Below are 24,575 nucleotides of genomic sequence, written 5' to 3' on the forward strand. Positions count from 1 at the left end.
CGGCGGCGACAGTCGCCGTCCCGTCCGCCGGAGCCACCGTCGAGCACGACGGGGGACCGCGGGACCGAAAGTGCCTACCGCCCGCCGCGACGACTCGGGGTATGACCGACTCCGACGCTCCCGCGGACGCCGACGGCGACGACGCCGGCTCCTCCGGGGAGAGCGCCGTCCCCGACGTTCTCGACACCGCCCGGGCGCTCCTCGCGACAGGGCCGCTGTGTGACCACTGCCTCGGCCGCCCGTTCGCCGAGCGCTCGTTCGGCCTCGGCAACCACGAGCGCGGCCGCGGGCTCCGGATCGCCGTCGCCCTCGCGGACGACACCGACTACGAGAGCGGTGCGGCCGGGGACTGCTGGGTGTGCGAGGGCGTGTTCGAACGCGTCGACGAGTTCGCCGAGCGCGCTGCCGACGCGGTCGCCGACTACGAGTACGCCACGTACCAAGTCGGGACGCGCGTCCCGCCGCTGGCGGAGGAGAACGACCGACTACTCCGGGAGGATGCCGGACTGGACCCGGAGACCGGCGAGCCGCTGCGCAAGGAACTCAACCGCGAGGTGGGCAAGCGCGTGGGGCAGGTGACCGACACCGAGGTCGACTTCGAGCGCCCGCACGTCCAGTTCCTCCTCGACGTGGACGCCGACCGCGTCGAGGCCACGGTCAACTCCGCGCACGTGTACGGCCGCTACCGGAAGCTGGAGCGCGACATCCCCCAGACCGAGTGGCCCTGCTCCGACTGCCGAGGCTCCGGCCGACAGGGCCGCGAGCCGTGCGACACCTGCGGCGGCTCGGGCTACCTGTACGACGAGAGCGTCGAACAGCTCACCGCGCCCGTCGTCGAGGAGGTCATGGAGGGCGTCGACTCGACGTTCCACGGCGCGGGCCGCGAGGACGTGGACGCGCTGATGCTCGGCACCGGACGGCCGTTCGTGATCGAGGTGGACGAGCCCCGGCGCCGCGATATCGACGCGGACCGGCTGGAGGCGGACATCAACGCCTTCGCCGACGGGAAGGTCGAGGTCGAGGGCCTGCGCCGCTGTACCCACGACATGGTCGAGCGCGTGAAGGAGCTCGACGCGACGAAGCGTTACCACGCGGCCGTCGAGTTCGGCGCCGACGTGACCGCCGAGGAACTGGCCGACGCCGTCGACGAGCTCGACGGTGCGACCATCGAGCAGTACACGCCGAACCGCGTCGACCACCGGCGCGCCGCGAAGACGCGGACCCGCGTCGCCCACGACGTGACCGGCGAACTGGCGGACGCCCGCCACGCGGCCGTCGAGGTTCACGGCGCCGGCGGCCTCTACATCAAGGAGCTGATCTCCGGCGACGAGGGGCGGACGGAACCGAGCCTCGCGGGCCTGCTCGGCGTCGACGCCACGGTGACGACGCTGGACGTCCTCGCCGTCGAGGGGCGCGACGAGCCGTTCGAGCACTCCGGGTTCTTCCTCGACGACGAGGATCGCGACACCGACGCCGACGGGGAGTGAATCATGCTCGGCGCAGACGAGGCCGGAAAGGGACCGGTGCTGGGCCCGATGGTCGCCGGCGCGGTCCGCGCCGATCCCGCGGCGATCCCCGAGGACGTGGACGACTCGAAGCGCCTCTCCGCGACGAGACGCGAGGAACTCGACGCCGTCCTCCGCGACGACGACCGCGTCGGCGTCTCGGTCGCCGTCGTCTCCGTCGACCGGATCGACGACCCCGCGACCGACATGAACACCCTCACCGTCGCGGGGCAGGCCGAGGCGCTCGCGGCGGTCGCCCGCGACGGCGACCGCGCGGTCGTCGACGCCGGCGACGTGAGCGAGTCCCGGTTCGCCGATCGCGTCGCGGACGGGATCGCTGACGCCTTCGCCGACGACGGCACAACCGACGACGGTGGTGACCGCGACCGCGTCGGCGACCGCGATGGCGACGGTGCCGGCGAACACGGTTCGGGCCCGAACGTCGACGTGACGGCCGAGCACGGCGCCGACGAGTCGTACTCGATCGTCGCGGCCGCGAGCGTCGTCGCCAAGGTGGAGCGCGACCGGATCGTCGCCGGGTTGGACGCGACCTACCGCGACCGCGGCTACGACGGGATCGGCAGCGGCTATCCCTCGGATCCGAACACTCGCGAGTTCCTCCGGGAGTACGTTCGCCGCGAGGGCGACCTGCCGGAGTGCGCCCGCACGTCGTGGAGCACCTGCGACGACGTGCTCGCGGCGAGCGAGCAGTCGGCGCTCGGGGAGTTCTAGGGCGGACCGTGCGCTTCGGGGTCGGAACGACGGTTGTGCTGACCAGCATCGCCAGGGCCACAAAGCGGAGCCGCCGGCTCACCGGAACGGCGGCAGCCGCCAGCCGTAGGCGACGAGCGCCGCGGCCGCGAGCAGCGCCGCGGCCGCGAGCAGCGGGATCGGAACGCCCGCGTCGGCCAGCGCGCCGACCACGGCGCCCGACAGCGGGACGAGCACGAGCAGGCCGACGACGGCGCCCGCGAGGACGGTCCAGACGGAGCCGGAGCGGTCGTCGCGCGCGGCTAACTCCTCGCGGACGGCGCGGCGGGTGATCCGCTCGACGTCGGCCTCGGTCAGTCGGTCGCCGCGGTCGGTTCCGTCGCCGTCGCTCGATCGGTCGTCGGTCGGGCCGTCGAGGCCCGGATCGCCGTCGCCCGGACTGGCGGACTCGGAGGGCATGGTCGGCGACACACACGACGAAGCGAAAAGCGGTTCGGCGCGACGGGGGGAACCGGAAGCGCCGCGCCGCGTCGGGCTCAGCGGTCGGTCAGCAGCGCACGGAGGATGTCGCCGTACGCCGGTCGGGTGATGAGCACGCCGACGAGCACTCCGAGGATCGTGAAGATGGCGAAGCCCTGGAGGTCGCCCAGCGAGAGCCACGGCGAGGCCAGCGGAGCCATCGCGACGATCGTCGTCGCGGCCGCGGCGCCGACGACCCAGAACGCCTTCCGGAAGCGCGACTGGAAGACGCGCCGGGAGTTCACGTCGCCCTCGGCCATCACCTCGTCGGCGATGATCACGAGGTCGTCGACGCCGGTCCCGATGACCGCGATGAACCCCGCGATGACCGAGAGGTCCAGCGGGTACTGGATGAACGCCGCGAACCCGAGGAGGATCAGCACCTCGGAGAACGCGGTGACGACCATCGGCGCGGCGACCTTCGGGTCGCCGTAGCGGAAGAACACGACGCCCGCGACCGTGAGCACCGCGAGGAGTCCGATGATCAGGGAGTCGCGCTTGAAGTCGTCACCCTGTGCGGCGCTGATGGAGGTCGCGGTCCCCTCGTCGAGCGCCAGCCCCGCCGGGAGCGCGCCGGCGCGGAGGTCGACCGAGACGTCCTGCGCGCGCTCGAAGGAACCGGTGACGAGGATGAACTGCGGGTCCTGCGCCCACTCGCCGTTTCGCATCGACTGCGCGAGCGAGGGGTTCATCCCGAACGAGGAGACGACGGTCCCGTCGCGGATGATCAGGATACACGGCTCCGTGGTGCTCGGCCCGTTCTCCTGACTGAAGGTGCAGTCGGTGCCGCCCTGTCCGGCGACGCCCGTCTCGACGAACAGCCGCTGGACGCGCTCGGCCTCGCTCTGTCGAACCGAGACGGGGACGTTCGGGCCCGGACCCTGCTCTCCTTGCTGGGCGGTGCCGACCGTCTGGAAGTCCTCCTGCCGGATGACGGTCGTGTTCACGTACTCGGTCGTGTTGTTCCGCTGGACCTCGTGGTACGCCGCGATCTGCACCGTCCCGCGGGAGTTCACCAGGTCGCGCACCTCGCTGAGGTCGTCGTTGGGGACCTCGATGAGGACGAAGTCGCCGTTGCCGATCGTCCGGACGCTCCCGCCCGAGAGGCCGGCGGCGTTGATCTTCGACTCGAGCACCTCGATCGTCTGTTGGCGCGTCTCGTCGGTGACGCCGTCGCGGACGGTCTCGTACTCGTAGCCGGCGGCGTCGAGCGCGTTCCGGAGGTCGGCCTGCGTGGCGTTCTCCGTGACGAGTTCGACCGTCCCGCTGGAGTTCGTCGAGAAGCGGGCGATCACGTCGGAGCTGTCGCCGGTTTCCAGCTCCGCGGCGACCTGGCGTTCGACCTCGGCGGTGTCGCGACCCTCGAACTGGACCTCCTCGGCCGTGACGCCGACGAGGGGCGCCCGGATCCGCGACCCGCCAGACAACTCCAGCCCGTACTGGAGGTTCGTCGCGCTCTCCTGGGCGGCCGGTCCCTGGCTCCCGGACGGCTCGAACGCCGGCGCGAACAGGAACAGCGTCGAGAGGACGAGCATGAACACGAGCATGACGACCCGCCAGTTTTCCTTGATCGTCTCCCAGGCGCTCATCGTGCCACCCCCTCGAACTTGTACCAGCGAAGCAGCGACACGTTCAGCAGGTACGTGTTCATCAGGTCGGCAGCGAGCCCGAACACGAGGATCGTCCCGATGCTCGCGAGCAGCCCGATGCCGAAGAACGACGCGACGACCGCCATCACGGCCATCGCCGCGATGGAGGTGAGCGTCATCGTGACGCCGGTGCGCATCGCGCGGTACGTGGACTCATAGAAGTCGCCCGAGCGCCGGAGCACGCTGTTGTTCAGGAGGATGTCGGAGTCGACGGAGTAGCCGATGAGCATCAACAGCGCCGCGACCGTCCCGAGCGTGAGTTCGATGCCGAGGAGGTTCATCAGCGCGACCGGGATGACGATGTCCGAGAACGCCGAGACCACGACGGCGATGCTCGGGACGAAGGTCCGGAACAGCGCGAACACCAGCGCGGCCATCCCGGCGAAGGCGGCGACGACCCCGATCAGCGCGCGTTGCTGGGTCTCGGACCCGAAGGCCGCCCCGACGCCCTCGATCGACCGGACGTCGAACCCGGCCGCGTCGGCCTCCGACTCGAGCTGTCGGGTGAGCTCGCTCTGTTCGGTCTCTGATCCCTCCGTCTGGAAGGTGGCGATGTACACGTCGCTGTTCCCGACCCGCTGGATGCTGTTCGGCGTCGCGGTGAACGCCTCGCGGATGTCTTCGCGTGCCTGTGCGTCGCTCGGGGCGTCGACGGCGACACGCATCTCCGTGCCGCCGGTGAAATCGAGCCCCGGATCGACCGGCGTACCGGTCGTCACGTACGCCCCGCCGATGACGAGGATCGCGACGGCCAACACCGCGAGCGGTATCGCGGCGAGTTGCCGGTTGGTGTACCGGGTGTAATCGACCTCCGGTACCTCGAATCGAGCCATGGGTTCCGGTCCCCCCGCGCACCGAATAAGCCTTCTTCTTCGCGGCCACCGGTGTTTCAGCGGTATTCGCCGTTGAGGGTCCTGCTCCCGCCCGATCCCGGTTGGGGCCCCACACCGGTTCTCCCGTGGTCGCCTGGTCCACCGTCGAGTTCGCGCTATCGGAGTTCCGCAGACGCCCTCGCCGAGCCGGAGCGATACAGCGCGTCGTGGATACGGAGCGAGCCGCGGACCTGAACCGGCTGGGCCGCCCCGCCCTGCACCCGGAACTGACGGGGCTGACCCGCCCGCCACCCGGACCGACGCGCCCGTGTCCGCCGATCCTCGCGGCGGGGTCCGCTCCGGTGTCCCGCGAGCACACGGACGACAGACCGATGTGTCGACGGCCCGTAGTCGGCCTATGGGTGAGGACGTGACGCGCGTGGTCCTCTCGTTCCCCGACGGGTTGAGCGAGTGGGGCCGCGACCAGATCCGGACGGACCGCTACCGGAACTACCTCCGGCGGATGCTCGACGAGCCGCGGGTCGGCGACGAGCGCGAGGAGTTCGTCGACGTGGGCTGTTGCGGCGACTCGCTGGATCTCACGTTCCGCGTCGAGGCCGTCGAGGGGGGCGCCCGCATCGGCGACGGGACCGTCGTCGAGTTGGTCGAACGCACGGGCGCGGTCGATGGCGGATGGCGCGTGCAGTCTGCCGCCGGACCGAGGGAGTGAGTCGGGCACTGCGCCGCGGTCGGTCCCGCGCCCGCCGGGTCGACGCCGAACCCCGTGTCGGCGCCACTCGCGTGCCGGTGCGTCGCTCCGGCGAGTGAGAGTCAATCGTCGAGCATCGTCTCTATCGCCTCCCGGTCGATCCGTCTCGTTGCGTCCGGCGAGGACAGGATCCGAGCGATCGACCAGAACTCGACGTCCGTCGCCTCCTCGCCGGGGGTCGGGGTCCCGTCGGTCTCCGAGTAGTCGACGACGTACGTGATCATCGTGTAATGCCGATCCCGATGCGTGCTGTGGACCGCCGAGAGGAGATCGAGGGAGGACGGGTCCGCCGCGATCCCCGTCTCCTCCTCGAGTTCTCGAACGGCCGCGTTCGCGGGTTCCTCGTCGAACTCGGGATGTCCCCCGGGAAGCTCCCATTCGTCCCGGGCGACCGGGTCGATCAGGAGCACGGCGTCGTCGGCCCGAACGACGACGTCCACCGCGGGAACCGCGTTTCGAAAGTGACGGTGGCCACAGTCGGGACACGACCGTCGCTCTCGGCCGTGGATCTCCCGGCGCGTCAACTCGGCCCCGCACTGATGACAGTAGGACGGCTCGATGGCGACGATAGAGACGATGCCCGTCTCGTCCACCATAATCGTGGGGGACGGACGGTACTCGGAGCAGTGGCCGGTACTGAAGCGAGCGACGGCGCTCCGCCCGGACGGATCGTGAGCAGTGGCGTTCGCGAGACGACTCGAACGGGTTGGGCACACGCACCCGATCACAGGTCTCCGGCGAGTTGATATCGCGATATGAAATTTACGACAGGGGGCAGCGGACCCAGTGGTTCTACGGGATAAGTGCCGAGGATCGGCCGAGAGGACGGTAGCAGCGGGTTACGGCATGTACCGCACGGCGACGACTCCCGGAGCCGACCGTATCTCCACGCGGTTCACCCCGAGGCGTGCCGCGCGGGTTCGGCTGGCGTCGGCGTCGGCGAGCACGTCGGCGACCGCCCGATCGGTGTCGTCCTCGGGTACGGAGATGACGTGGATCTCGCCGGTCCCGGCGCGTTCGGTGCGGGCGAGCTCGCCGGTCTCGCGGTCGGCGGCGAGGTCGAGCGAGTGCTGCGTCGGGGGCTCCTCGCTCTCCTCGACGGCGATCTCCCGACGGTCGTGGACCTCGACGAGCTGCCAGGAGACGTTCATCGGCGGATCGGGTGCGACAACACCCTCGACGGCCTCGCCCTCGGCGACGCCGGGGTTCGAGGACAGCGTGTGCACCTGCCCGGAGTCGACGTCCCGAAGCACGGCCGAGCCGTCGTCCGCGTGGGTGACGAGGAAGACGCCGTCCCGCTCGCCGCCCGCGGTGTCGGCCGGGCCGGCGTCGCCGGCGGCCGCCGCGAGCGCGTCGCGGACGGCGTCCAGTTCGGATCCATCGGGGTCATCGTCGGTCATGGGCGGGATACGTGGGGAGGGGTTTTCCGGGTTTCGTGACCGGCGAGGGCGAGCGAACCTCGTGAGCGAGCCCTCGGAGGACGACGGAGCGAGGCAGTCCGTCAGCGACGGAAGTAGTGGACCAGCGGGACGAGCAGCGCGGCCCCCGCGGGGATCGCGAGCCCGGACAGCCGCGGCAGGTCGTACAGCACCGCGATCAGCGGCGCGAACGCGCCGGACGGCGGCGGTCGTGCGACCGTCTCGCCGTCGAGGACGAACGTCTCGGGAAGGGCGGCGACCAGACCGAGGTACAGCGACGCGAGGAACAGGTACCCGGCCAGCGCGAGGCCGAGTTCGTAGCCGGGGCGTCCCGGCGTTCCGCGGCGGCGCGAGCGCGCGACGAGCAACACGGGCGTGATCGTCGGGGCGACGGCGCCGAGCGCGACGACGACGTAGAACGCCCGGACGATCGAGAAGCGCGCCTGCGCGGTCGCACCGAACAGCGTGATCAGCGCGAGCGTGAACAGCAGGGTCAACAGCGCCGCCGCGAGGCCGCCGACGAGGACGTACGACTTGAACGTCAGCGACTCGCTGGCGCGTGCGGCGTACGGGAACGCGCCGAACACGCCGCGGTACCCGTCGTCGCTCCCGCCGGACTCGACTCCGGCGGGGTCGTCCCCGCCGGACGCCGTCGCGGCCTCGGGCGTCGCCTCGGCGTCTGTCATCGCCCGTGGTTGGGTCGCGGCGGTGTTAAGCGCGCCGTCCGCGGTTCCGGGTTCCGCGGTCGTCGGATCGGCACACGCGACGGAACGACGGCGCGGCGAAGGCGGCATCGTCGTCGCGAGCCGTCCCGCGTGGCGTCGGGAGGGTGGCGAGGACGGCAGGGTTTTGCCGGCGGCGGACGGCGGTTCCCGCATGAACGTCGACATCGGCAACGCCCTCGGCGGCGACCTCGGGCTGGAACGGGGGGACCTCGACACCCTCGACGAACGCGTCGCCGACGCCCACGAGCGCATCGAGCGCGGACGCGCCCGGTCGGAACACGGGTACGCCGCGTTGAACCTCCCCGACACGTGCGACCCCGACGCGATCCGACGAGCGGCCGACGGCTTCGACCCGGAGCACCTCCTGACGGTCGGGATCGGCGGGAGCGCGCTGGGAGCCGCGACCCTCACCGGCGCGCTCGGGGCGGGCGTCGACTGCCGCTACCTCGACAACGTCGACCCCGTGTGGGTCCGCGCGATCGTGGACGAGGTGGACCTCTCGTCGACCGTCGTCAACGTCGTCTCCCGCTCCGGGACGACCGCGGAGACGCTCTCGAACTTCCTCGTCGTCCGCGAGGCGATGGAGGCCGCGGGCGTCGACTGGACCGAACGCACCGTCGTCACCACGGGCACTGAGGGGAACCTCCGGTCGATGGCCGCCCGCCACGACCTCCCCGCGCTGGACGTGCCCGACGGCGTCCCGGGCCGCTTCTCCGCGCTGTCGACCGTGGGGCTGTTCGCCGCAGAGGTCGCCGGCGTCGATCTGGACGCGGTGCTCGCGGGGGCAGCCGACGAGGCCGACCGCCTCGCGGGATCGCTGTTCGAGTCGCCGGCGTACGCCTACGGCGCGACGACGTACGCGCTGGCCGAACGCGGCGCGGCGACGAACGCCGTGATGCCGTACGCCGAGTCGCTGGAGCGGTTCGCCGAGTGGTTCGCCCAGCTCTGGGCCGAGTCGCTCGGGAAGGACGGACGGGGACAGACGCCCGCGAGGGCGCTCGGCGCGACCGACCAGCACAGTCAGCTCCAGTTGTATCGCGCCGGCCCGGCGGACAAGCTCGTCACGCTCGTTCGACCTCGCGAATCGAACGACGTGGGCATCCCCGAGACGGATCTGGAGGGGCTGTCGTACCTCGGCGGCTCGTCGCTCGGGGAGCTGCTGGACGCGGAGTTCCGCGCGACCGAGGCGAGCCTCGCGGCCGCCGGGCGCGAGAACGTCCGGATCGAGATCGACCGGGTCGACGAGCGCGGGCTCGGCGAACTGCTGTACGGGATGGAGGCCGCGTGCGTCCTCTACGGCGAACTCGCCGAGGTCTCGACGTTCACCCAGCCCGCAGTCGAGTGGGGGAAGAACGCCGCACGCGGCCTGCTCGGCGGCGGCGAGTTCAGTGAGGCCGACGCCGTCACCGAGAAGCGGCGCCTGGAGGTGGAGTGAGGTGAGCGTCGAACTCGGCCCGCCCGACGGGACGATCGAGGCCCGGGCGGTCGCGATCCGCGGGGGGCAGGCGCTGCTCGCGGTGTTCGCCGGCGTCGTCGCCGTGGGCGCCATGGTTCCGGCGTTCGAGTGGGCGGCCCTGGCGGTCGGATTCGGGGCCGAGTCGGCGGCGACGGCGGTGTTCGTCACCGTCGGCAACGCCGCCGGCTTCACCGCCGCGGCGCTGTTGTTCCTCCTGTACGCCGGCGACCTCGACGTCCTGCGCGTCCGGCGGCCGACGGGCCGCGACGCCGCGGTCGCCGTCGGCGGCGCGATCGGTCTCATCGTCGCCGGCTACGGGATCCTCCTGGCGTTCTCGGCCGCGGGGCTGTCACCGAGCACGAATGAGGCGCTCACCAACCCGCCGGCGTACTTTCTGGCGATGATCCCGCTGTCGTTTCTCACGGTCGCCGTCGGCGAGGAGCTGCTCTTCCGGGGCGTCGTGCAGGGCGAGTTGCGGCGCGCGCTCGGCCCGGCTGGCGCCATCGCGGGCGCGTCGCTGCTGTTCGGGCTGTTGCACTACGTCGCCGGGACGGGGACGCCGGCCGAGAAGCTCGTCTACGTCGCCGTCGCGGCGACGCTCGGGATCGGGTTGGGCGCGCTGTACGAGTACACCGACACCATCGTCGTACCGATCGTGGTCCACGGCGCGTACAACGCCGTCCAGTACGCTGTCCAGTACCTGGAGACGGCCGGTATCTGAGGCGCCGTCTGGTTCTTCCGGGAGGCTATGCCGGGTTCTTCCGGGTCAGGTCGCTCCCGCAGATCCGACAGCGGTCGCGGTTCTCGTCGAAGGTTCGGCCACAGCCCGTACACTGGAACCGCCAGTCGCGCTCCTCCTCGATGCCCTCGCGGGCGATGACGCGGACGCGGACGTCCATGTGCTCGGCGACGTTCTGCATGGCGTAGTCGTCGGTGACGAGCGTCGCGTCGAGCTCGAACGCCGCCGCGAGCAGGCGCAGGTCCGTGTCGGACAGCTCCGCGAGGTCGCCGGTCTCCTCGGCGGCGCTGCGGACGCGGCCGACGGCCCCCTCGCCGGGGACGTGGATGTGCATCCCGGCGCCCTCCTCGGCGTCGAACCGGAGCGCGGTCTCGCCGGTGAGTTCCGCCTGGACCGCGGGGATCGAGGCGGTTCGGTCGTCGCTGTCGTACCCGTGGATGAACGCGGACGAATCGAGGACTTCCATTACGTGCGAACGACGATGTAGTCTTTCACGGCCTGCACGTCCGCGACCGGGACGTGGAATCGGCCCGACTCGTCGCGATCGAACGGCACCTGCGCCGGCGAGAGCTCCTCGTTCGGCGTGACGAGCAGGTCCGACAGCGAGCCCGTCTTCAGGTCCATCGTGATGTTGTACAGCATGCCCAGCTCGGTGCCGTCCGAGCCCATGACCGCCTTCCCCGAGAGGTTCTCGGCGAGGATGTCTGCCATACGTGCGGTCACTGACGCGACGAGCATAAACGCCACGCTGGCGTCCGACGCGGGGCGGACACCACGCGTTCGGGGGAATCGGATCCGTCGGCGCCCCCGCCGGCCACGCAGTATCCGCCGCCGCTAGCGACGCCGCGTTCGTCGCCGGCGACGAGCGCGGTCGCCCCGCTTTCGACGGAGTCGAAGCCCTTACTTCACGCGGCCGTCCAGTACCGACAAGAGCCGTTCTTCGCCGTAGAGAGGATCTCAGCCATGTCAGACACGAATTCCGACGCCGATACCGAGGAGACGTTCGACGCCGGCTCGCTCCGCACGCCCATCGTTGCGGTGCTCGGCCACGTCGACCACGGGAAGACGACGCTGCTCGACCGCATCCGCGGGTCCGCCGTTCAGGAGGGCGAGGCGGGAGCCATCACCCAGCACATCGGCGCGACCGCCGTGCCGCTGTCGACGATCTCCGAGATGGCCGGCGCGCTCGTCGACCCGACCGACTTCGACCTGCCCGGCCTGCTGTTCATCGACACGCCCGGTCACCACTCGTTCTCGACGCTGCGCTCTCGCGGCGGCGCCCTCGCCGACATCGCGGTGCTGGTCGTCGACGTGAACGACGGCTTCCAGCCGCAGACGGAGGAGGCGATCAACATCCTCAAGCGGACCGGCACGCCGTTCGTCGTCGCCGCGAACAAGGTCGACACGACGCCCGGCTGGAACCCGCAGAACGGCCAGCCGATCCAGCAGTCCCTGGAGCAGCAGTCCGAGCGCGCGACCTCCCGCCTCAACGAGAACCTCTACGAGCTCATCGGCGACCTCTCGGACGAGGGGTTCTCGGCGGACTTCTACTGGCGCGTGCAGGACTTCCAGTCCAACATCGGCGTCGTCCCCCTCTCGGCGATGACCGGCGAGGGGATCCCCGACCTGCTCACCGTCCTGATGGGCCTGTCCCAGCGCTACATGAAGGAGGAGATGTCCGTCGACGTGGCCGGCCCCGGCGTCGGGACGGTGCTCGAGGTGAAAGACGAGCAGGGGTTCGGCGCGACGCTGGACGTGGTGCTGTACGACGGCGTCGTCCGCGAGGGCGACACCGTCGTCGTCGGCGGCCGCGACGAGCCGATCGTGACGGAGGTGCGCGCGCTGCTCCAGCCGCGCCCGAACGCCGAGATCCGCACGGAGAAGCGCTTCGAGCGCGTCGAGGAGGTCCGCGCGGCCGCGGGTGTCAAGATCGCCGCGCCCGACCTGGACGACGCGATGTCGGGCGCGCCGGTCCGCGTCGTCCGCGGCGACGACGTCGACGCCGTGACAGAGGAGGTCAGGAAGGAACTCGCCAAGATCGAGGTCGACACCACGGAGGACGGGGTCGTGGTGAAGGCCGACACGCTCGGGAGCCTGGAGGCGATGGCGAACGCCCTCGACGAGGCCGAGATCCCGATCCTCCGTGCGGAGGTCGGCGACGTGGCCCCGCGCGACGTGACCGTCGCCCAGACCGCCAAGGAGGACGTCCACAAGGTGATCCTCGGGTTCAACGTCGACGTGCTCCCCGACGCCGAGGAGGCGCTCGAACACGGCGACGTGCGCCTGTTCGACGACGACGTGATCTATCAGCTCGTCGAGGAGTACGACGAGTACGTCGAGGAACTCGAGCGCGCACAACAGGAGACGGTGCTCGACAAGATCACCAAGCCCGCGCGCTTCCGCATCCTCCAGGACCACACCTTCCGCCAGAACGACCCCGCGGTCGTCGGCGTCGAGATCCTCTCGGGGACCGTCCAGAACAACCGGCCGGTCGCGAAGTTCGAGGGCAGCGAGCCGAACCGCGTCGGCACCCTCTCGGGCATCCAGCATCAGGGCGACGACGTGGAGTCGGCGCAGGCGGGCGAGCGCGTCTCCGTCGCCATCGACGGGCCCACCGTCGGCCGCCAGATCGAGGAGGGCGACGAGCTGTGGGTCGAACTCCCCGAGAAACACGCGAAGATCCTCGAACAGGAGCTCGCCTCGGAGATCCGCGCCGACGAGATCGAGGCGCTGAAGGCGTACCTGGAGAAGCGACGGAAGGCGGACCCGTTCTGGGGGAAGTAGTCCGCGGGACCCGCTCCGACCCCGGTCGCGTCCGATCTCGGACGCGGTCTCGTTTCCGATCCCGTTCGCCGTCTCCTCCCCGCGACCAGCGCCGGCGCCACGATCCCCTCGGCCGACGTGACCTCGTGGTCACCGGACAACCGGAGGAACAACACTCGTCACTCACAGAAATTATTCTCGTATTATTTCAGACGTAACAGATTTTACGGCCCGGATAGTACCGTTAAGCTGGTGAGAGTCGATGAGTGTCCGAGACCCATCCAGCGACGACGTCGTCCCCGGGGCCGACCGCGTCGGTCCCGTATCGCCGTCGAAGTACGACCTGCTGCTCGCGGCCGTGCCTGCGTTGCTCCTCGCCGGGGCGGCCGCGGCCACGCGGTTGGCGCTGCCCGCGTCGGTCGGGACGGGGCTCGGCTCGCTGCTCGCGGCGCTGCTCGTCGGCTACGGCCTGTTCGTCGACCCGCCCCTCGGCGGCCGCGACACCTGACCGCACGGGCGACGCGCCGATCCGCTCGGCATCGACCAGCGTTCCCAGATCCGGCGACGGTCAGGCTCCGATCCGTCGTCACGCCGGGCGATCTCCGTTCAATCGCTCTGCACAGCGAAACCGCAAGACGACAGTTCGGATCGGAGTAGTGCCGACGACCGATCCACTTGTCGGTCGGCGAGCGCGCGGATCGGCGGACGGCGTCCCTCACCGACGGGACGGAGAACGAGTCCGAGCGGCCGAAGCGCCTATCGCGCGGTCGGTTCGAGGTCGTCGCCGACGGCGGACATGACCTGCGCGGCCGCGCTGGCCGCGAGGCCGCGGGCGACCTCCTCGCGGTCCTCGTCGTCGAGGCCGGCCTCGATGTCCTCCAGATCGGGCGAGAAGCCCGCGCTGACGGCGTGACCGATCGGCGGCTGGACCGCGACGGTGGCCTGCGCCCCGTTCGTGCCGTAGGAGAGTTCGGAGCCGACGGCGTAGCCGTCGGGGAGATACGACTCGGTTCGCGTGACGATGGTGGCGACCGCCCGGCGAAGCGCGTCCTTCTGGTCGGCCGTGAGGTCGACCTCCTCGGGACGGCCCGCCTCGACGACGCCAGGCGCCCCCGCATAGGGGTTGTTGCCGTTCATTAGGGTCGGCGATGATATGGGTGGTCCGCGTAAAAAGGCGTCGGCGATCTGTCGGGTGAATACACTATCGAGCCCCCGAGAGCCGGGGCGGCCGGCTCACGCGATCGGTTCGCTCTCGCCGTAGGCGGCGACGACGACCGCGGCGACGTACGCCGAGTCGTCGGTCTCGACGGTCGCACACCGGGTCCCCTCGTGGTCGAACGTCCAATCGCGGAGGTCGCGGCCGGCGTCGAGGCCGGTCGAGACGGTCTCGCGGACCGCGTCGGCGTCGCTGCCGTCGGCCTCGTAGAACAGCCCCGGACCCGGACCCGTCGCCCACCCGAGGCAGGCCGTGACGCTCTCGGTCTCGTGGGCGTCCTCCGGCGAGGCGGCCGCGTGCGCCTGCACGACGGTGAGGCGGTCGCCGGCGGGCCCGAGATCCGGGGCGGTGTCGACGGCGCGGACGGTCGCGTCGGCGGGAACGACCGACGAGACGGTGACGAGGTTGAAGTCGCCGACGCCGGCGTCGGAGAGCGCGGCGTCGTAGGCGGCCAGCTCGGTCGGCCCCCGGCCGATGCCGTCGGCGACGTGGATGTCCATATCGGGAGTGGTGTGTCGGGGCGAAAGTGGGTGTCGATAGCGAGGCGTGAGGGAGTGAGCGAAGCGAACGACCGAAGGCCTCGGCGACCGGCGTTCACGAATCGCTGCGCGATTCGTGCGCTCATGGGACCGCAGGTCCCGTGAACGGCGAGGTTCGAAGGGCCGAGCCGCTCAGAAAACAGTGAGCCGTGGGGAAGGCAACGAAACGAGATCGAAAAACCGCCGGACGCGACCGCGAATCGGAGCCGAGTCAGTACTGGTAGCGACCGAACTCGCCGTCGTTGAACACCGGACCCTCGGTGTCGGTTTCGATCTTCTCGCGGGCGTCGTCGAAGTCCGCGCGGCGGACGGTCGTGCGCTCGTCGCGGATGGCGAACATCCCGGCCTCGGTCGTGAGCGCGGCGATGTCGGCGCCCGAGTAGTCGTCGAGGTCCGCCGCGAGGTCGGCGAAGTCGACGTCGTCGGCGATCGTCATGTCGGCGGTGTGGATCTCGAGGATGCGCTCGCGACCCTCGGGACCGGGCTTGGGCACCTCGATGAGGCGGTCGAAGCGGCCGGGCCGGAGGATCGCCTCGTCGAGCATGTCGAAGCGGTTCGTCGCCGCGATGATCCGCACCTCGCCGCGGTCGTCGAAGCCGTCCATCTCCGAGAGCAACTGCATCATCGTGCGCTGGACCTCGGCGTCGCCGGAGGTCTTCGAGTCCGTCCGCTTGGCGGCGACGGCGTCGATCTCGTCGATGAAGATGACCGCGGGCTCGCGCTCGCCGGCGAGATCGAACAGGTCGCGCACGAGGCGCGCCCCCTCCCCGATGAACTTCCGGACCAGCTCCGAGCCGGCCATCTTGATGAACGTCGCGTCGGTCTCGTTGGCGACCGCCTTCGCGAGCATCGTCTTGCCCGTGCCGGGCGGTCCGTGCAGGAGGACGCCGCTGGGTGGGGTGATCCCGACCTCGCGGAACGCGTCGGCGTTGACGAGCGGGTCCTCGACGGCCTCGCGCACCTCGCGGACCTGGTCGTCGATGCCGCCGATGTCGGCGTAGGTGACGTCCGGGGAGGCGTCGACCTCCATCGCCTGCGCGCGGGCGTCGGTCTCGTCGTCGAGCACCGTCTGCACGCTGAAGGAGTCGTTGATGGCGACCCGGTCGCCGGCCTCCAGTTCGTCCTCCAACTGGGGCGAGAGGTCGGTGAGCACCTCCTGGTTGTTGCCGTGCTGTTTGATCACCGCGCCGTCCTCGGTGAGCTCCTCGACGGTCGCGATGTACAGCGAGGCCGTCTTCAGCGCCTCGTTTCGGCGCTTGAGCTCGTCGACCTCCTCCCGAAGGTCCGAGCGGCGACTCTGAGCCTCATCGAGGCGGTCGTCCAACTCGTCGTTGACCTGGACGATCCGCTCGAAGTGCTTGCGAAGCGCCTCCAGCCGCTCGGCCTCGTTCATGTCGGGATCCAGATCGAGGCGGGGCCGGTCGGGGAGAGACGGACTCCGAGACATTTCTTGCCCGTCCTTAGGCACCGCCGGTAAAGGGGCTTTGGGTGCCGGGAGCGTTCGCCTCCGTGTTACGGTCCTCCCCGCCGTCCACGACATCCGCGTCGGACGGCGGCGCCGTCCGCTTACAGGTCCAGCAGCGCCTCCGCCTCGTCGAGGTAGTCGTCGTACACGCCGATCGCCGACTCGATCGGGCCGGACTCCGTCATGTCGATGCCGGCGATCTCCAGCACGTCGATCGGGTACTCCGAACCGCCCGCGCGCAGGGCCGCCCGGTACTCCTCGGCGGCGACCTCGCCCTCGTCCTCGATTCGGTCGACGATGGCCGCGGCCGCCGAGATGCCCGTCGAGTACTGGTAGACGTAGAAGTTGTAGTAGAAGTGAGGAATACGCATCCACTCGCGGCGGATGTGTTCGTCGACGTCGGCGTCGGCGTGGCCGTAGAACTCCGCCTTCAGGTCGCCGTACAGCTCGTCGAAGACGTCCGGCGTGAGCGGCTTGCCCGCCTCGTCGTGCTCGTGGATGGCCTGCTCGAACGCCGCGAACATCGTCTGGCGGAAGAGGGTGGACCGGAAGCGTTCGAGGTACTGGTCGAGCGCGTGGACCCGAAGCTCGTCGGACTCGGCGTTCTCGAGCAGGTGCCTCGTCAGCAGCGTCTCGTTCACCGTGGAGGCGACCTCGGCGACGAAGATCTCGTAGTCGGCGTACTGCCACGGCTGGGCCTCCTTCGCCAGCTCCGAATGCATCGAGTGACCCAGTTCGTGGGCCAGCGTGTACATCGAGGACACGTCGTCCTGATAGTTCATCATGATGAACGGCTGGGTGTCGTACGTGCCCGCCGAGTAGGCGCCCGAGCGCTTCCCGCGGTTCTCGTACACGTCGACCCAGCGCGACTCCAGCCCCTCGGCCATCCGCCGCTGGTACTCCTCGCCGAGCGGTGCGACCGCCTCGACCACGTGTTCCTTGGCCTCCTCGTAGCTGATCTCGGGGCCCTCGTCGCCCGTCAGCGACATGTACAGGTCCCACATCTCCAGGGTGTCGACGTCGAGCGCCCGACGCTTCAGGTCGGCGTGACGCCCCAGCGAGTCGAGGTTGTCGCGGACGGTGTCGACGAGCGTGTCGTACACCTCGACCGGAACGTTCGGCCCGTTCAGGGCGGCCTGTCGGGCGGAGTCGTAGTTACGGGCCTCGGCCATCTTCACGTCCTTCTTGACGCTCTTCGCGAGCGTCGTCCCCACCGTGTTGCGGACGGTCTCCCACTCGGAGTAGAACTCCTCGTGAACGCGCCGGCGGAACTCCCGATCCGGCTTCTGGAGCAGCGTCGTGAAGTTGCCCTGGGAGATCTCGACCTCGTCGCCGTCGGGGTCCGTCACCGTCGGGAACGTCATGTCCGCGTCCGACAGCATCGAGTACGCCTCGCCCGCGGCCCCGGTGACCTCGCTCAGGTCCGCGAGCAGTTCCTCGACCTCCGCCGAGCGCGTGTGCGGCTTCATCCGAAGCACATCGTCGAGGAAGTGCTCGTACTCCGCGAGCGCGGGCTCCTCGTCGATCATGTCCTCGACGTCCGACCACTCCAGCTCCTGCAGTTCGGGTTCGAGATAACTCGACGCGCTCGACGCCTCGGCCGACAGCGCCTGTGCCTTCGAGGACATGGCCTGATACTCCTGATCGCGAGTGTCCTCGTTCGAGCGCAGTCGCGCGTACGACGTGACCTTCGACACCTCGCGGAACACCGCCTCGTAGGTGTCGAGCAGCTCGCGAAGCGTCGCCGCGCTCTCGGTCGCGCGCCCCTCGTACGCCCGGAGGTCGTCGAGTCGCGCCTCCACGTCCTCGTAGGCGGCCTCCCAGGCCTCGTCGTCCGCGTAGATGGAGTCGATGCTCCACTTGTACTCCTCGTCGATCTCCGAGCGGTCGGGAACCGAACTCATGCGAGTGACTCGCCCGTGGCCGGTGGTAAGTCTTGCCAAGACGATCCGGCAGTATCGCCCGACAGCGACGCCGGCTGTACCGTTCAGTTCCGATCCGGATACGGAGCTTCGACCAGCTGTAGCTTGACTCCGGGAGCGCGCCTGAACCGCTTCGTGTCGACCGTGGACAGCCCCGCGTCCCCGAGCCACCGGTTCACCGCGTCGAGGTCGAGCGTGCCGCCGCCGAGCGTGATCAGGTAGGTGAGGTCGATCAGCGCGACGCCCACGTCGGCGATCGACGAGTCGCCGCCTCAACCGAACTGGTCGAGTATCGCGAGCCGACCGCCGGGCGCGAGCGCGGCGGCGGCGCGGTCGAGCAGCGTCGCCGCCTCCGCCGGAGAGTGCCCGTGGAGGACGTTGAACAGGAGAACGAGGTCGTAGCCCGAGTCCGCGTCGCTGTCAGCGTCGCTGTCGGTCCCCGGCTCCCCGTCGACGTCGGCGTCGGCGGCCGCCTCGCGTGCCGGCTCCAGCGCGGGAGACCGATCGACCAGCGTCACCGACGCGCCGCGGCGCGCGAGTTCGACCGCGTAGGTGCCGTGACCGCCGCCGAGGTCGAGGACGCGGGCGCCGGAAACGTCGCCGAGAGCCTCAGCGACCGGGTCGACCAACAGCGACGCCGACGAACGGAACCCCGCCTGCGTCGTCGCCCACGCCGCCTCGTCGTCGCCGAGCCAGTCGTACAGCGACTCGCCGGGGTCCCCCTCGCGGACGGCGCGCTCAGCGTGATCGCGCCAGTACGGGAGGACCACGTCGACCCAGAACCGCGCGAACGGCGCGAGGTTCGCGTCGCCGCCGTCGGTGAGCCACCGCTCGGTCGTCCGTGTCCGCCAGTATTCGTCCCCCGAGCGGCCGACGTACCCGACCGCGACGAGCGCGTCGAGCAGGCATCGCAGGGCGTCCTCCTCGCACGCGAGCGCGGCAGCGAGGTCCGACAGCGTGCGCGGCCCATGGAGGGCCGCGAACACGCCGAGCTCGTCGGCGAGCGCGACGGTATGCAGTGAGGCCGCGCCGTGGACGTCGAGGATCGCCACCGGCGCGAGGTTTGCACGAAAGGCGAGCCGTTCGAGGAACCCCGGAATGACCGGCATCAGCCGATCACCGGGTGCTGGGCGCTCATGTTCGGTGAACGGTTCGGGCGGTGATAACCACCACTACACGATCCATAAATCGAATAACGCGATATAAAATCAGCTTCGGTGGATAGGACGCCGTCGGATAGAACCGGTCCGAGAGCAGAACCACGGACACCCGCATGGATTCACTGTTCGATTGCCGAGACGGAATTCTTCGAGAGATCGGCCGTCCTCTTCACGTACTCTGGAGTCGTTGACAACGAACAGCCTCACCTCCGATGCAGAACACCTGGTTTGAAACGAACCGCCAGAGAAGTCGATCGCACATTCGCTCCGCCGATGACCGACATCGACCCGCCACCGTCGCCTGACGGTCCGACTGATCTCCTCATCGACGGGACCCGAGAGGAGGTGGTGGCGTGTCTAGATCGGATCGGCGCGGCCGACGCCGAGGCCCGAAGACGTGCGCTGCGGGCGATTCGAGATGTCGCCAGCGAGGATCCGAGCGTCTTCGACGGACTCGCGGACCCGCTCGCGTCGTTCCTGACCGACGAGGGCCGGGCGGTGCGGCTGACGACGGCGAAGCTGTTCGTCACCCTCGCCGACTCGGAACCGGGTGTCGTGCTCCCGGTCGTCGACCCGCTCGCCGAACGACTGGCCGACGAGGAGGAGTTCTACTACGTCCGAGCGCGGTGTGCGGAGGCGCTCGGCTATCTCGGTCGCGACAGCCCCGAATCGGTCAGCGACCCGGAGATCCTCGCGGACTTCCGCATCGGGCTGTCGTTCGACGAACCGGAAGTCAAGGAGAAACTGGCCAAGGCCCTGGAGTGTGTCGCGCTGGGCGACCCGAGTCGACTCCGCCACCAGGTAGAGTCGCTCGCCGAGCACCTCGACGACGACGAAGAACTCGTTCGCTACCACCTCTGTACGGCGCTGACGGCGATAGGCTGTGAGCACCCTGCGAAGCTCGCTCCGGGCCGTGACGCGCTCGCGGCCCGACTGTCGGATGACGACGAGGACCCGCACGTCCGCGGGCGGGCCGCCGAGGCACTCGGGCTGTTAACCCGCGTCTCCGACGAGCGTGGTACCGTGTCGCCAGCGATCGGCACTGACGACGACGAGTTCGTCCGCTCGCGGGTCGCGTTCCTTCAGGAGACACACGACGACTCGCCGGTCGATCGAGACGATCGCGTAGGGACGCTCGAATCGATTCGAGACGGTACCGAGAAGGCCGTCGATGCGATGAGGACACCCGACGAGTACGAATGCCCTCACTGTGGGGTTGCGCTTCCGGACGGCGGGTTACCGATGTGCCCGAACTGCGGTTCACCGCGCTGACCGACCGGCCGTCTCCCATCCGCAGGGATTAAGCGCTTTTAGCCGAGCCTAAACCGCATGGCAGAAGATGAATCGACTCCTGAAGGGGCCCGTGACTCTACCGCAGGGGACGTGAGCCGGTAGATGGCTACCGACGCCGGAGAGTTCGAAACTGAACTGGACGCCTACCGCGATCGCGTCGAGAAACCGCTGTGGCGGCTGTTCGTGGCGTACGGCCGCGGCGAGTGGCGGTGGCTCGCGGTCGGTCTCCTCACGAGCGTGTTCACCTACGCCGCGCTGCTGGTGACGCCGATCGTCCTCGGGACGACCATCGACGCGGTGTTCACACAGGAGAGCGCGTACGCGCTCCCGCTGGTGCCCGAGGCGTGGCTGCCGACGGCGCGCACCGACCAGTTCAGGCTGTCGGCGACGATCATCGGCGTCGCGCTGCTGGGCGGCGCGGTGCTCCAGTGGGTCCGCGGCGTCTCGATTAACTTCTTCGCCCACGGCGTGATGTACGCGATCCGGGTCGACGCCTACGAGAAGATGCAGCGGCTCGACATGACGTTCTTCGACAAAGCGCTGGGCGATGCGGTCCGGACCGGCGTGATCGTCCTCGGCGTCACCGCCGCGCTGGAGTGCACGAACCGGCAGCCCACCCTCGTGACGCTCGGGGCGGTGCCGCTGGTCGGCGGAGGGTAGGTTCCCGCGGACCGCGGATCGGAGGTGTTATCAATTTTTAGGCCCGCCTAAAGATGTATGTCGGAAGACGACACGGAACGCGGGGCACCGACGCGACGAGACTACGTGAAGTACGGCGGCGCGATCGTCGGCGGCGGACTGCTCGCCGGCTGTACCGGCGACGGTGCCGGGGGCGACAACACCGAGACCGACACCTCGACACCGGGAGAGTCGACAGACGGGGAGACGTCCACGTCCGAAGACGAGAGCTACTCGGTGACGATGGCGCCGATGGGCGAGGTCACGTTCGAGCGGGTGCCGGAGACGGCCGTCCTGTTCGACGACGTCTGGGCCGACCACCTCGTCGCCCTCGGACAGCACGACAAGATCGTCGCCACGGGCAGGCCAGGCGGATACTTCACCGGCTTCTACGACCAGCTTCCGGGCGTGTCCTTCGACACGGAGGGGCTCACCGCGATGTGGAGCGACGGCCTCTCGAAGGAGCTGTTCTACGAACTCGACGCGGACGTCCATCACCTCGACCCGTGCCGGTGGCTCTCGTTCGACTCGGGCTGGGACCGGGACGACTTCGAGGAGGTGACCGACACCGTCGCCCCGTTCTTCTGCAACCGGTTCAGCCGGGCTCACGCCGAGCCGCCGGAGGGGGAGTGCCGCGACTCCTACGAGTACTACAGCGTGTGGGAGCTCGCGGCGAAGTTCAGCCGGGTGTACCAGGCGGAGAACAGAGGGGAGCAGCTCCGCGCCGTTCGCGAGGAGATGGTCGCCGAGATCCGCGATCGGCTCCCGCCCGCCGACGACCGCCCGACCGTCGCGCTGGTCGTCTTCAACCCCAAGGAGCAGACGTTCGGCACCTACGAGATCAACGGCCCGGGGTTCGCCAAGGCACACTACCGACCGCTCGAGCCGGTCGGAGCGTTCGCTGACAGCGACAAGACGTACGCGAACGACTACAGCGACGTCGACCTCGAGGAGATGCTGGAGGTCGATCCCGACGTGATCATCCACCACTGGGACATCGAGCCCTCCGACCGGTTCAACGCGATGTTGGATCTGGAGGAGGACGCGGTCGGCAGCGAGCTCACCGCGATCCGGAACGACCGCGTCTACGTCGGCGGGACGCCGATGCAGGGACCGATCTTCAACCTGTTCCAGTTGGAGAACGCCGCCCAGCAGATCTATCCCGAGGAGTTCGGCGAGTTCCGGGGCGCGACGGAGACCCCAGAGGAACAGCAGCTGTTCGACCGCCAGCGGGTCGCGGACATCATCAACGGGACCGCCTGATGCGAGCGCGCGAGTGGGCTGTGGCCGCATCGTTCGGAGATCCGTCCGAGTACGGGATCCCGGATCCGCCGGCGGTTCGTGCGTGCCGTCTCGACTGCGGCGGGCTGGCCCTCTCGTCCGAAGGCGACGAACTGTTCATCGCGGCCGAACGACCGGTCCGGGTCCGGCGATAGCGAGATCACCGAGCCCACACACTGCCGCAAGCGACTCGGACTCTCCGATCGATACCGCTGTCGCGATCGGCGGCGGCACCGGCACCTCGACGGCCCCGTCGCCGCCCGCCACGGCCTCGATACGCTCGTCGTCGATTCGGCGAACCCGTCCTCCGAAGCGGCGCTCGACTGGAGGACTTCACTCCATCCCTATGCGAGCAGGCGGGGGTGGCGGGGACAACACGCAGGACGCCGATCGTCAACCGAGTCGAGGCGACGCGGCGACGAGTCCGTTCGGTACAGCTGCACTCCAGCTGACAGACTGATGAATAGTATGTGGTCCGATAGATGTCTCAAGTGCGAACGGTGAAACAGGTCTGGTCCGCCGTTCGAGGTCGGAGGGAACTCTCGAGGGAGTCCGGTCGGCCGATAGCGTGGCACCGCAGCCACCCGCGGGTTTTTGCCTCAGCTGAGCGATCTGTTCGACATGGACCTCGACGACGACCTCGCCGCGGCGGTCGGGCGCGCCTGGACCGACACCGCACCGTGGGAGTTCATCACCGAGTTGACGGCGCTGGGGAGTCGGATGGGTGCGAGCGAGGGTGAGGCGCGCGCGGCCGACCTCGTCGCCGAGACCTTCGAGGAGGTCGGACTCGACGGCGTTCGACGACAGCGGTTCGACGCGACCGAGTGGCGCCGCGGCGGGACGACGCTTCGACTCACCGCGCCCGCCGACCGCGCGTTCGACGCCATCGCGCTGCCGTACAGCCCCGCGGGCGAGGCGTCGGGCGAGCTCGTCGACGTGGGCCACGGCACGCCCGAGGAGATCGAAGCGACCGACGTGGAGGGGAAGATCGCCGTCGCCTCGACGACGACGCCCGGGAACTCGCGGTTCATCCACCGGATGGAGAAGTTCGGCACCGCCGCGGAGGCGGGCGCGGACGGGTTCGTCTTCGTCAACCACGTCCCCGGACAGCTGCCGCCGACGGGGTCGCTCACCTTCGGGGAGGAGGCGTCGATCCCGGCGGTGGGCGTGAGCAAGGAGACGGGAGCGTGGCTCACCGAGTACGCCGGCGAGGGCGGGGAGGTCGACCTGTCGGTCGACGCCGAGACCGTGCAGGGGGAGTCACAGAACGTCCTCGCGCGCACGGGGCCGGAGACCGACGAGTTCGTGCTCGTGCTCGCCCACTACGACGGCCACGACATCTCGGAGGGGGCGCTGGACAACGGCTGCGGCGTCGCGACGCTCGTCGTCGCCGCCCGCGTGCTCGCCGCCGCCGACCTCGACATCGGCGTCCGGTTCGCCGCCGTCGGCTGCGAGGAGACGGGACTGCTCGGCTCCGAGCACCTCGCGGAGACGACGGACCCGGACGGGGTGAAGGCCGTCGTCAACCTCGACGGAGCGGGTCGCTTCCGGGACCTGATCGCCATGACACACACTTCGGAGGCGACCGCGCGGGTGGCCCGGCGCGTGGGCGATCGGACGCGCCAGCCGGTGGACGTGCGCGAGGAGCCGCACCCCTTCTCCGACCAGTGGCCGTTCGTCCGGCGGGGGACGGCGGGGCTCCAACTGCACTCCGACTCCGGCGAGCGCGGCCGCGGGTGGGGGCACACCCACGCCGACACGCGGGACAAGGTCGACGACCGGTGCATCCGCGAGCACGGCGTCCTGGCGGCGCTCATGGTCCGCGAGCTGGCGGACGAGGCGACGGAGGTTCCGATCCTCGATCAGTACGACCTGGAGGACGCGTTCCGCGAGGCCGACTTCGAACCGGGGATGAGGGCCGCCGGGCTGTGGCCCGAGGAGTGGGAGTGACCGCG

General features: G+C 69.8%; 25 protein-coding genes. 11 read left to right on the forward strand and 14 right to left on the reverse strand.

Translation table 11 applies throughout. The features are described 5' to 3' along the window. Nucleotides 1-101: 101 nt before the first annotated feature. Nucleotides 102-1,487 carry a tRNA pseudouridine(54/55) synthase Pus10 gene (locus GRX01_RS01305; RefSeq protein WP_159662642.1) on the forward strand — a complete coding sequence of 462 codons (1,386 nt, stop codon included), beginning with the start codon at nucleotides 102-104 and terminating at the stop codon, nucleotides 1,485-1,487. Next, nucleotides 1,488-2,237, forward strand: coding sequence for a ribonuclease HII (gene rnhB / locus GRX01_RS01310; RefSeq protein ID WP_321167883.1), 750 nt, complete (start codon nucleotides 1,488-1,490; stop codon nucleotides 2,235-2,237). Nucleotides 2,238-2,315: 78 nt separating this feature from the next. Here rnhB and GRX01_RS01315 read toward each other — a convergent pair whose 3' ends face one another. The 3 genes from GRX01_RS01315 to secF all read right to left on the reverse strand — a co-directional run bounded on the left by GRX01_RS01315 (nucleotide 2,316) and on the right by secF (nucleotide 5,217). Next, nucleotides 2,316-2,675 (reverse strand): hypothetical protein, encoded by a 360-nt coding sequence (locus tag GRX01_RS01315; RefSeq protein ID WP_159662646.1) that lies wholly within the window; start codon nucleotides 2,673-2,675, stop codon nucleotides 2,316-2,318. Between the two features lie 77 nt (nucleotides 2,676-2,752). Further along, nucleotides 2,753-4,324, reverse strand: a complete 1,572-nt coding sequence (locus GRX01_RS01320) for a preprotein translocase subunit SecD (RefSeq protein ID WP_159662648.1) — start codon at nucleotides 4,322-4,324, stop codon at nucleotides 2,753-2,755. Then, nucleotides 4,321-5,217: a protein translocase subunit SecF gene (gene secF, locus GRX01_RS01325; protein WP_159662650.1), complete on the reverse strand. Its 897-nt coding sequence runs from the start codon at nucleotides 5,215-5,217 to the stop codon at nucleotides 4,321-4,323. Before secF ends, GRX01_RS01320 begins: the two co-directional genes overlap by 4 nt. Before the next feature lie 397 nt (nucleotides 5,218-5,614). Between secF and GRX01_RS01330 the strand changes: the two genes are divergently transcribed. Continuing rightward, a complete protein-coding gene (locus tag GRX01_RS01330) occupies nucleotides 5,615-5,926 on the forward strand; it encodes a hypothetical protein (RefSeq protein WP_159662652.1) in 312 nt (103 codons plus the stop codon). Nucleotides 5,927-6,027: 101 nt separating this feature from the next. Here the strand turns inward: GRX01_RS01330 and GRX01_RS01335 are convergent, their stop codons facing one another. The 3 genes from GRX01_RS01335 to GRX01_RS01345 all read right to left on the reverse strand — a co-directional run bounded on the left by GRX01_RS01335 (nucleotide 6,028) and on the right by GRX01_RS01345 (nucleotide 8,069). After that, the gene (locus GRX01_RS01335) at nucleotides 6,028-6,561 is read right to left on the reverse strand and encodes an NUDIX domain-containing protein (protein ID WP_159662654.1); all 534 of its coding nucleotides are present in this window, start codon (nucleotides 6,559-6,561) and stop codon (nucleotides 6,028-6,030) included. Between the two features lie 243 nt (nucleotides 6,562-6,804). Next, a complete protein-coding gene (locus GRX01_RS01340) occupies nucleotides 6,805-7,365 on the reverse strand; it encodes a DUF5812 family protein (protein WP_233740803.1) in 561 nt (186 codons plus the stop codon). 101 nt (nucleotides 7,366-7,466) lie between these two features. Continuing rightward, complete coding sequence (locus GRX01_RS01345) at nucleotides 7,467-8,069, reverse strand: hypothetical protein (RefSeq protein ID WP_201289469.1); 603 nt, start codon at nucleotides 8,067-8,069, stop codon at nucleotides 7,467-7,469. A gap of 190 nt (nucleotides 8,070-8,259) precedes the next feature. Here GRX01_RS01345 and GRX01_RS01350 point away from each other — a divergent pair, with 190 nt between their 5' ends. Then, on the forward strand, nucleotides 8,260-9,543 hold the full coding sequence (locus GRX01_RS01350; protein ID WP_159662657.1) for a glucose-6-phosphate isomerase: 1,284 nt from the start codon (nucleotides 8,260-8,262) through the stop codon (nucleotides 9,541-9,543). Nucleotide 9,544: 1 nt separating this feature from the next. Then, a complete protein-coding gene (locus GRX01_RS19420; protein WP_159662659.1) occupies nucleotides 9,545-10,285 on the forward strand; it encodes a CPBP family glutamic-type intramembrane protease in 741 nt (246 codons plus the stop codon). 25 nt (nucleotides 10,286-10,310) lie between these two features. On the opposite strand, the gene GRX01_RS01360 is transcribed toward GRX01_RS19420, so the two are convergent. Together GRX01_RS01360 and GRX01_RS01365 are read right to left on the reverse strand one after the other, a co-directional pair. Next, entirely contained in the window at nucleotides 10,311-10,769 is a 459-nt protein-coding gene (locus tag GRX01_RS01360) for an NOB1 family endonuclease (RefSeq protein ID WP_159662661.1), read from the reverse strand. Beyond that, the gene (locus GRX01_RS01365; protein WP_073307159.1) at nucleotides 10,769-11,014 is read right to left on the reverse strand and encodes a PRC-barrel domain-containing protein; all 246 of its coding nucleotides are present in this window, start codon (nucleotides 11,012-11,014) and stop codon (nucleotides 10,769-10,771) included. Before GRX01_RS01365 ends, GRX01_RS01360 begins: the two co-directional genes overlap by 1 nt. A 252-nt stretch (nucleotides 11,015-11,266) precedes the next feature. Here GRX01_RS01365 and infB point away from each other — a divergent pair, with 252 nt between their 5' ends. Both infB and GRX01_RS01375 read left to right on the forward strand, forming a co-directional pair. After that, entirely contained in the window at nucleotides 11,267-13,087 is a 1,821-nt protein-coding gene (infB, locus tag GRX01_RS01370) for a translation initiation factor IF-2 (RefSeq protein WP_159662663.1), read from the forward strand. 241 nt (nucleotides 13,088-13,328) lie between these two features. Then, on the forward strand, nucleotides 13,329-13,574 hold the full coding sequence (locus GRX01_RS01375) for a hypothetical protein (protein ID WP_159662665.1): 246 nt from the start codon (nucleotides 13,329-13,331) through the stop codon (nucleotides 13,572-13,574). 248 nt (nucleotides 13,575-13,822) lie between these two features. Here GRX01_RS01375 and GRX01_RS01380 read toward each other — a convergent pair whose 3' ends face one another. The 6 genes from GRX01_RS01380 to GRX01_RS01405 all read right to left on the reverse strand — a co-directional run bounded on the left by GRX01_RS01380 (nucleotide 13,823) and on the right by GRX01_RS01405 (nucleotide 19,317). Continuing rightward, nucleotides 13,823-14,203 carry a DUF5811 family protein gene (locus tag GRX01_RS01380; RefSeq protein ID WP_159662667.1) on the reverse strand — a complete coding sequence of 127 codons (381 nt, stop codon included), beginning with the start codon at nucleotides 14,201-14,203 and terminating at the stop codon, nucleotides 13,823-13,825. 96 nt (nucleotides 14,204-14,299) lie between these two features. Beyond that, nucleotides 14,300-14,782 (reverse strand): pyruvoyl-dependent arginine decarboxylase, encoded by a 483-nt coding sequence (locus GRX01_RS01385; RefSeq protein ID WP_159662669.1) that lies wholly within the window; start codon nucleotides 14,780-14,782, stop codon nucleotides 14,300-14,302. 250 nt (nucleotides 14,783-15,032) lie between these two features. Next, nucleotides 15,033-16,268 carry a proteasome-activating nucleotidase Pan2 gene (gene pan2 / locus GRX01_RS01390; RefSeq protein WP_159662671.1) on the reverse strand — a complete coding sequence of 412 codons (1,236 nt, stop codon included), beginning with the start codon at nucleotides 16,266-16,268 and terminating at the stop codon, nucleotides 15,033-15,035. A 119-nt stretch (nucleotides 16,269-16,387) separates the two neighbouring features. Beyond that, nucleotides 16,388-18,190, reverse strand: coding sequence for an oligoendopeptidase F (pepF, locus tag GRX01_RS01395; RefSeq protein ID WP_159662673.1), 1,803 nt, complete (start codon nucleotides 18,188-18,190; stop codon nucleotides 16,388-16,390). Nucleotides 18,191-18,273: 83 nt separating this feature from the next. Next, nucleotides 18,274-18,456 carry a hypothetical protein gene (locus GRX01_RS01400; RefSeq protein WP_159662675.1) on the reverse strand — a complete coding sequence of 61 codons (183 nt, stop codon included), beginning with the start codon at nucleotides 18,454-18,456 and terminating at the stop codon, nucleotides 18,274-18,276. A 24-nt stretch (nucleotides 18,457-18,480) separates the two neighbouring features. Beyond that, entirely contained in the window at nucleotides 18,481-19,317 is an 837-nt protein-coding gene (locus tag GRX01_RS01405; protein WP_159662677.1) for a methyltransferase domain-containing protein, read from the reverse strand. A 324-nt stretch (nucleotides 19,318-19,641) separates the two neighbouring features. On the opposite strand from GRX01_RS01405, the gene GRX01_RS01410 reads away from it, so the two are divergent. The 4 genes from GRX01_RS01410 (at nucleotide 19,642) to GRX01_RS01425 (ending at nucleotide 24,570) form a co-directional block, all read left to right on the forward strand. Then, complete coding sequence (locus GRX01_RS01410) at nucleotides 19,642-20,640, forward strand: HEAT repeat domain-containing protein (protein WP_159662679.1); 999 nt, start codon at nucleotides 19,642-19,644, stop codon at nucleotides 20,638-20,640. A gap of 123 nt (nucleotides 20,641-20,763) precedes the next feature. Then, the gene (locus tag GRX01_RS01415; protein WP_159662681.1) at nucleotides 20,764-21,321 is read left to right on the forward strand and encodes an ABC transporter transmembrane domain-containing protein; all 558 of its coding nucleotides are present in this window, start codon (nucleotides 20,764-20,766) and stop codon (nucleotides 21,319-21,321) included. Nucleotides 21,322-21,378: 57 nt separating this feature from the next. Next, entirely contained in the window at nucleotides 21,379-22,602 is a 1,224-nt protein-coding gene (locus GRX01_RS01420) for an ABC transporter substrate-binding protein (RefSeq protein WP_159662683.1), read from the forward strand. Between the two features lie 639 nt (nucleotides 22,603-23,241). After that, nucleotides 23,242-24,570 (forward strand): M28 family peptidase, encoded by a 1,329-nt coding sequence (locus GRX01_RS01425; protein ID WP_159662685.1) that lies wholly within the window; start codon nucleotides 23,242-23,244, stop codon nucleotides 24,568-24,570. Nucleotides 24,571-24,575: the final 5 nt, after the last annotated feature.

Source organism: Halobaculum saliterrae, from assembly GCF_009831625.1.
Taxonomy (GTDB): Archaea; Halobacteriota; Halobacteria; order Halobacteriales; family Haloferacaceae; genus Halobaculum; species Halobaculum saliterrae.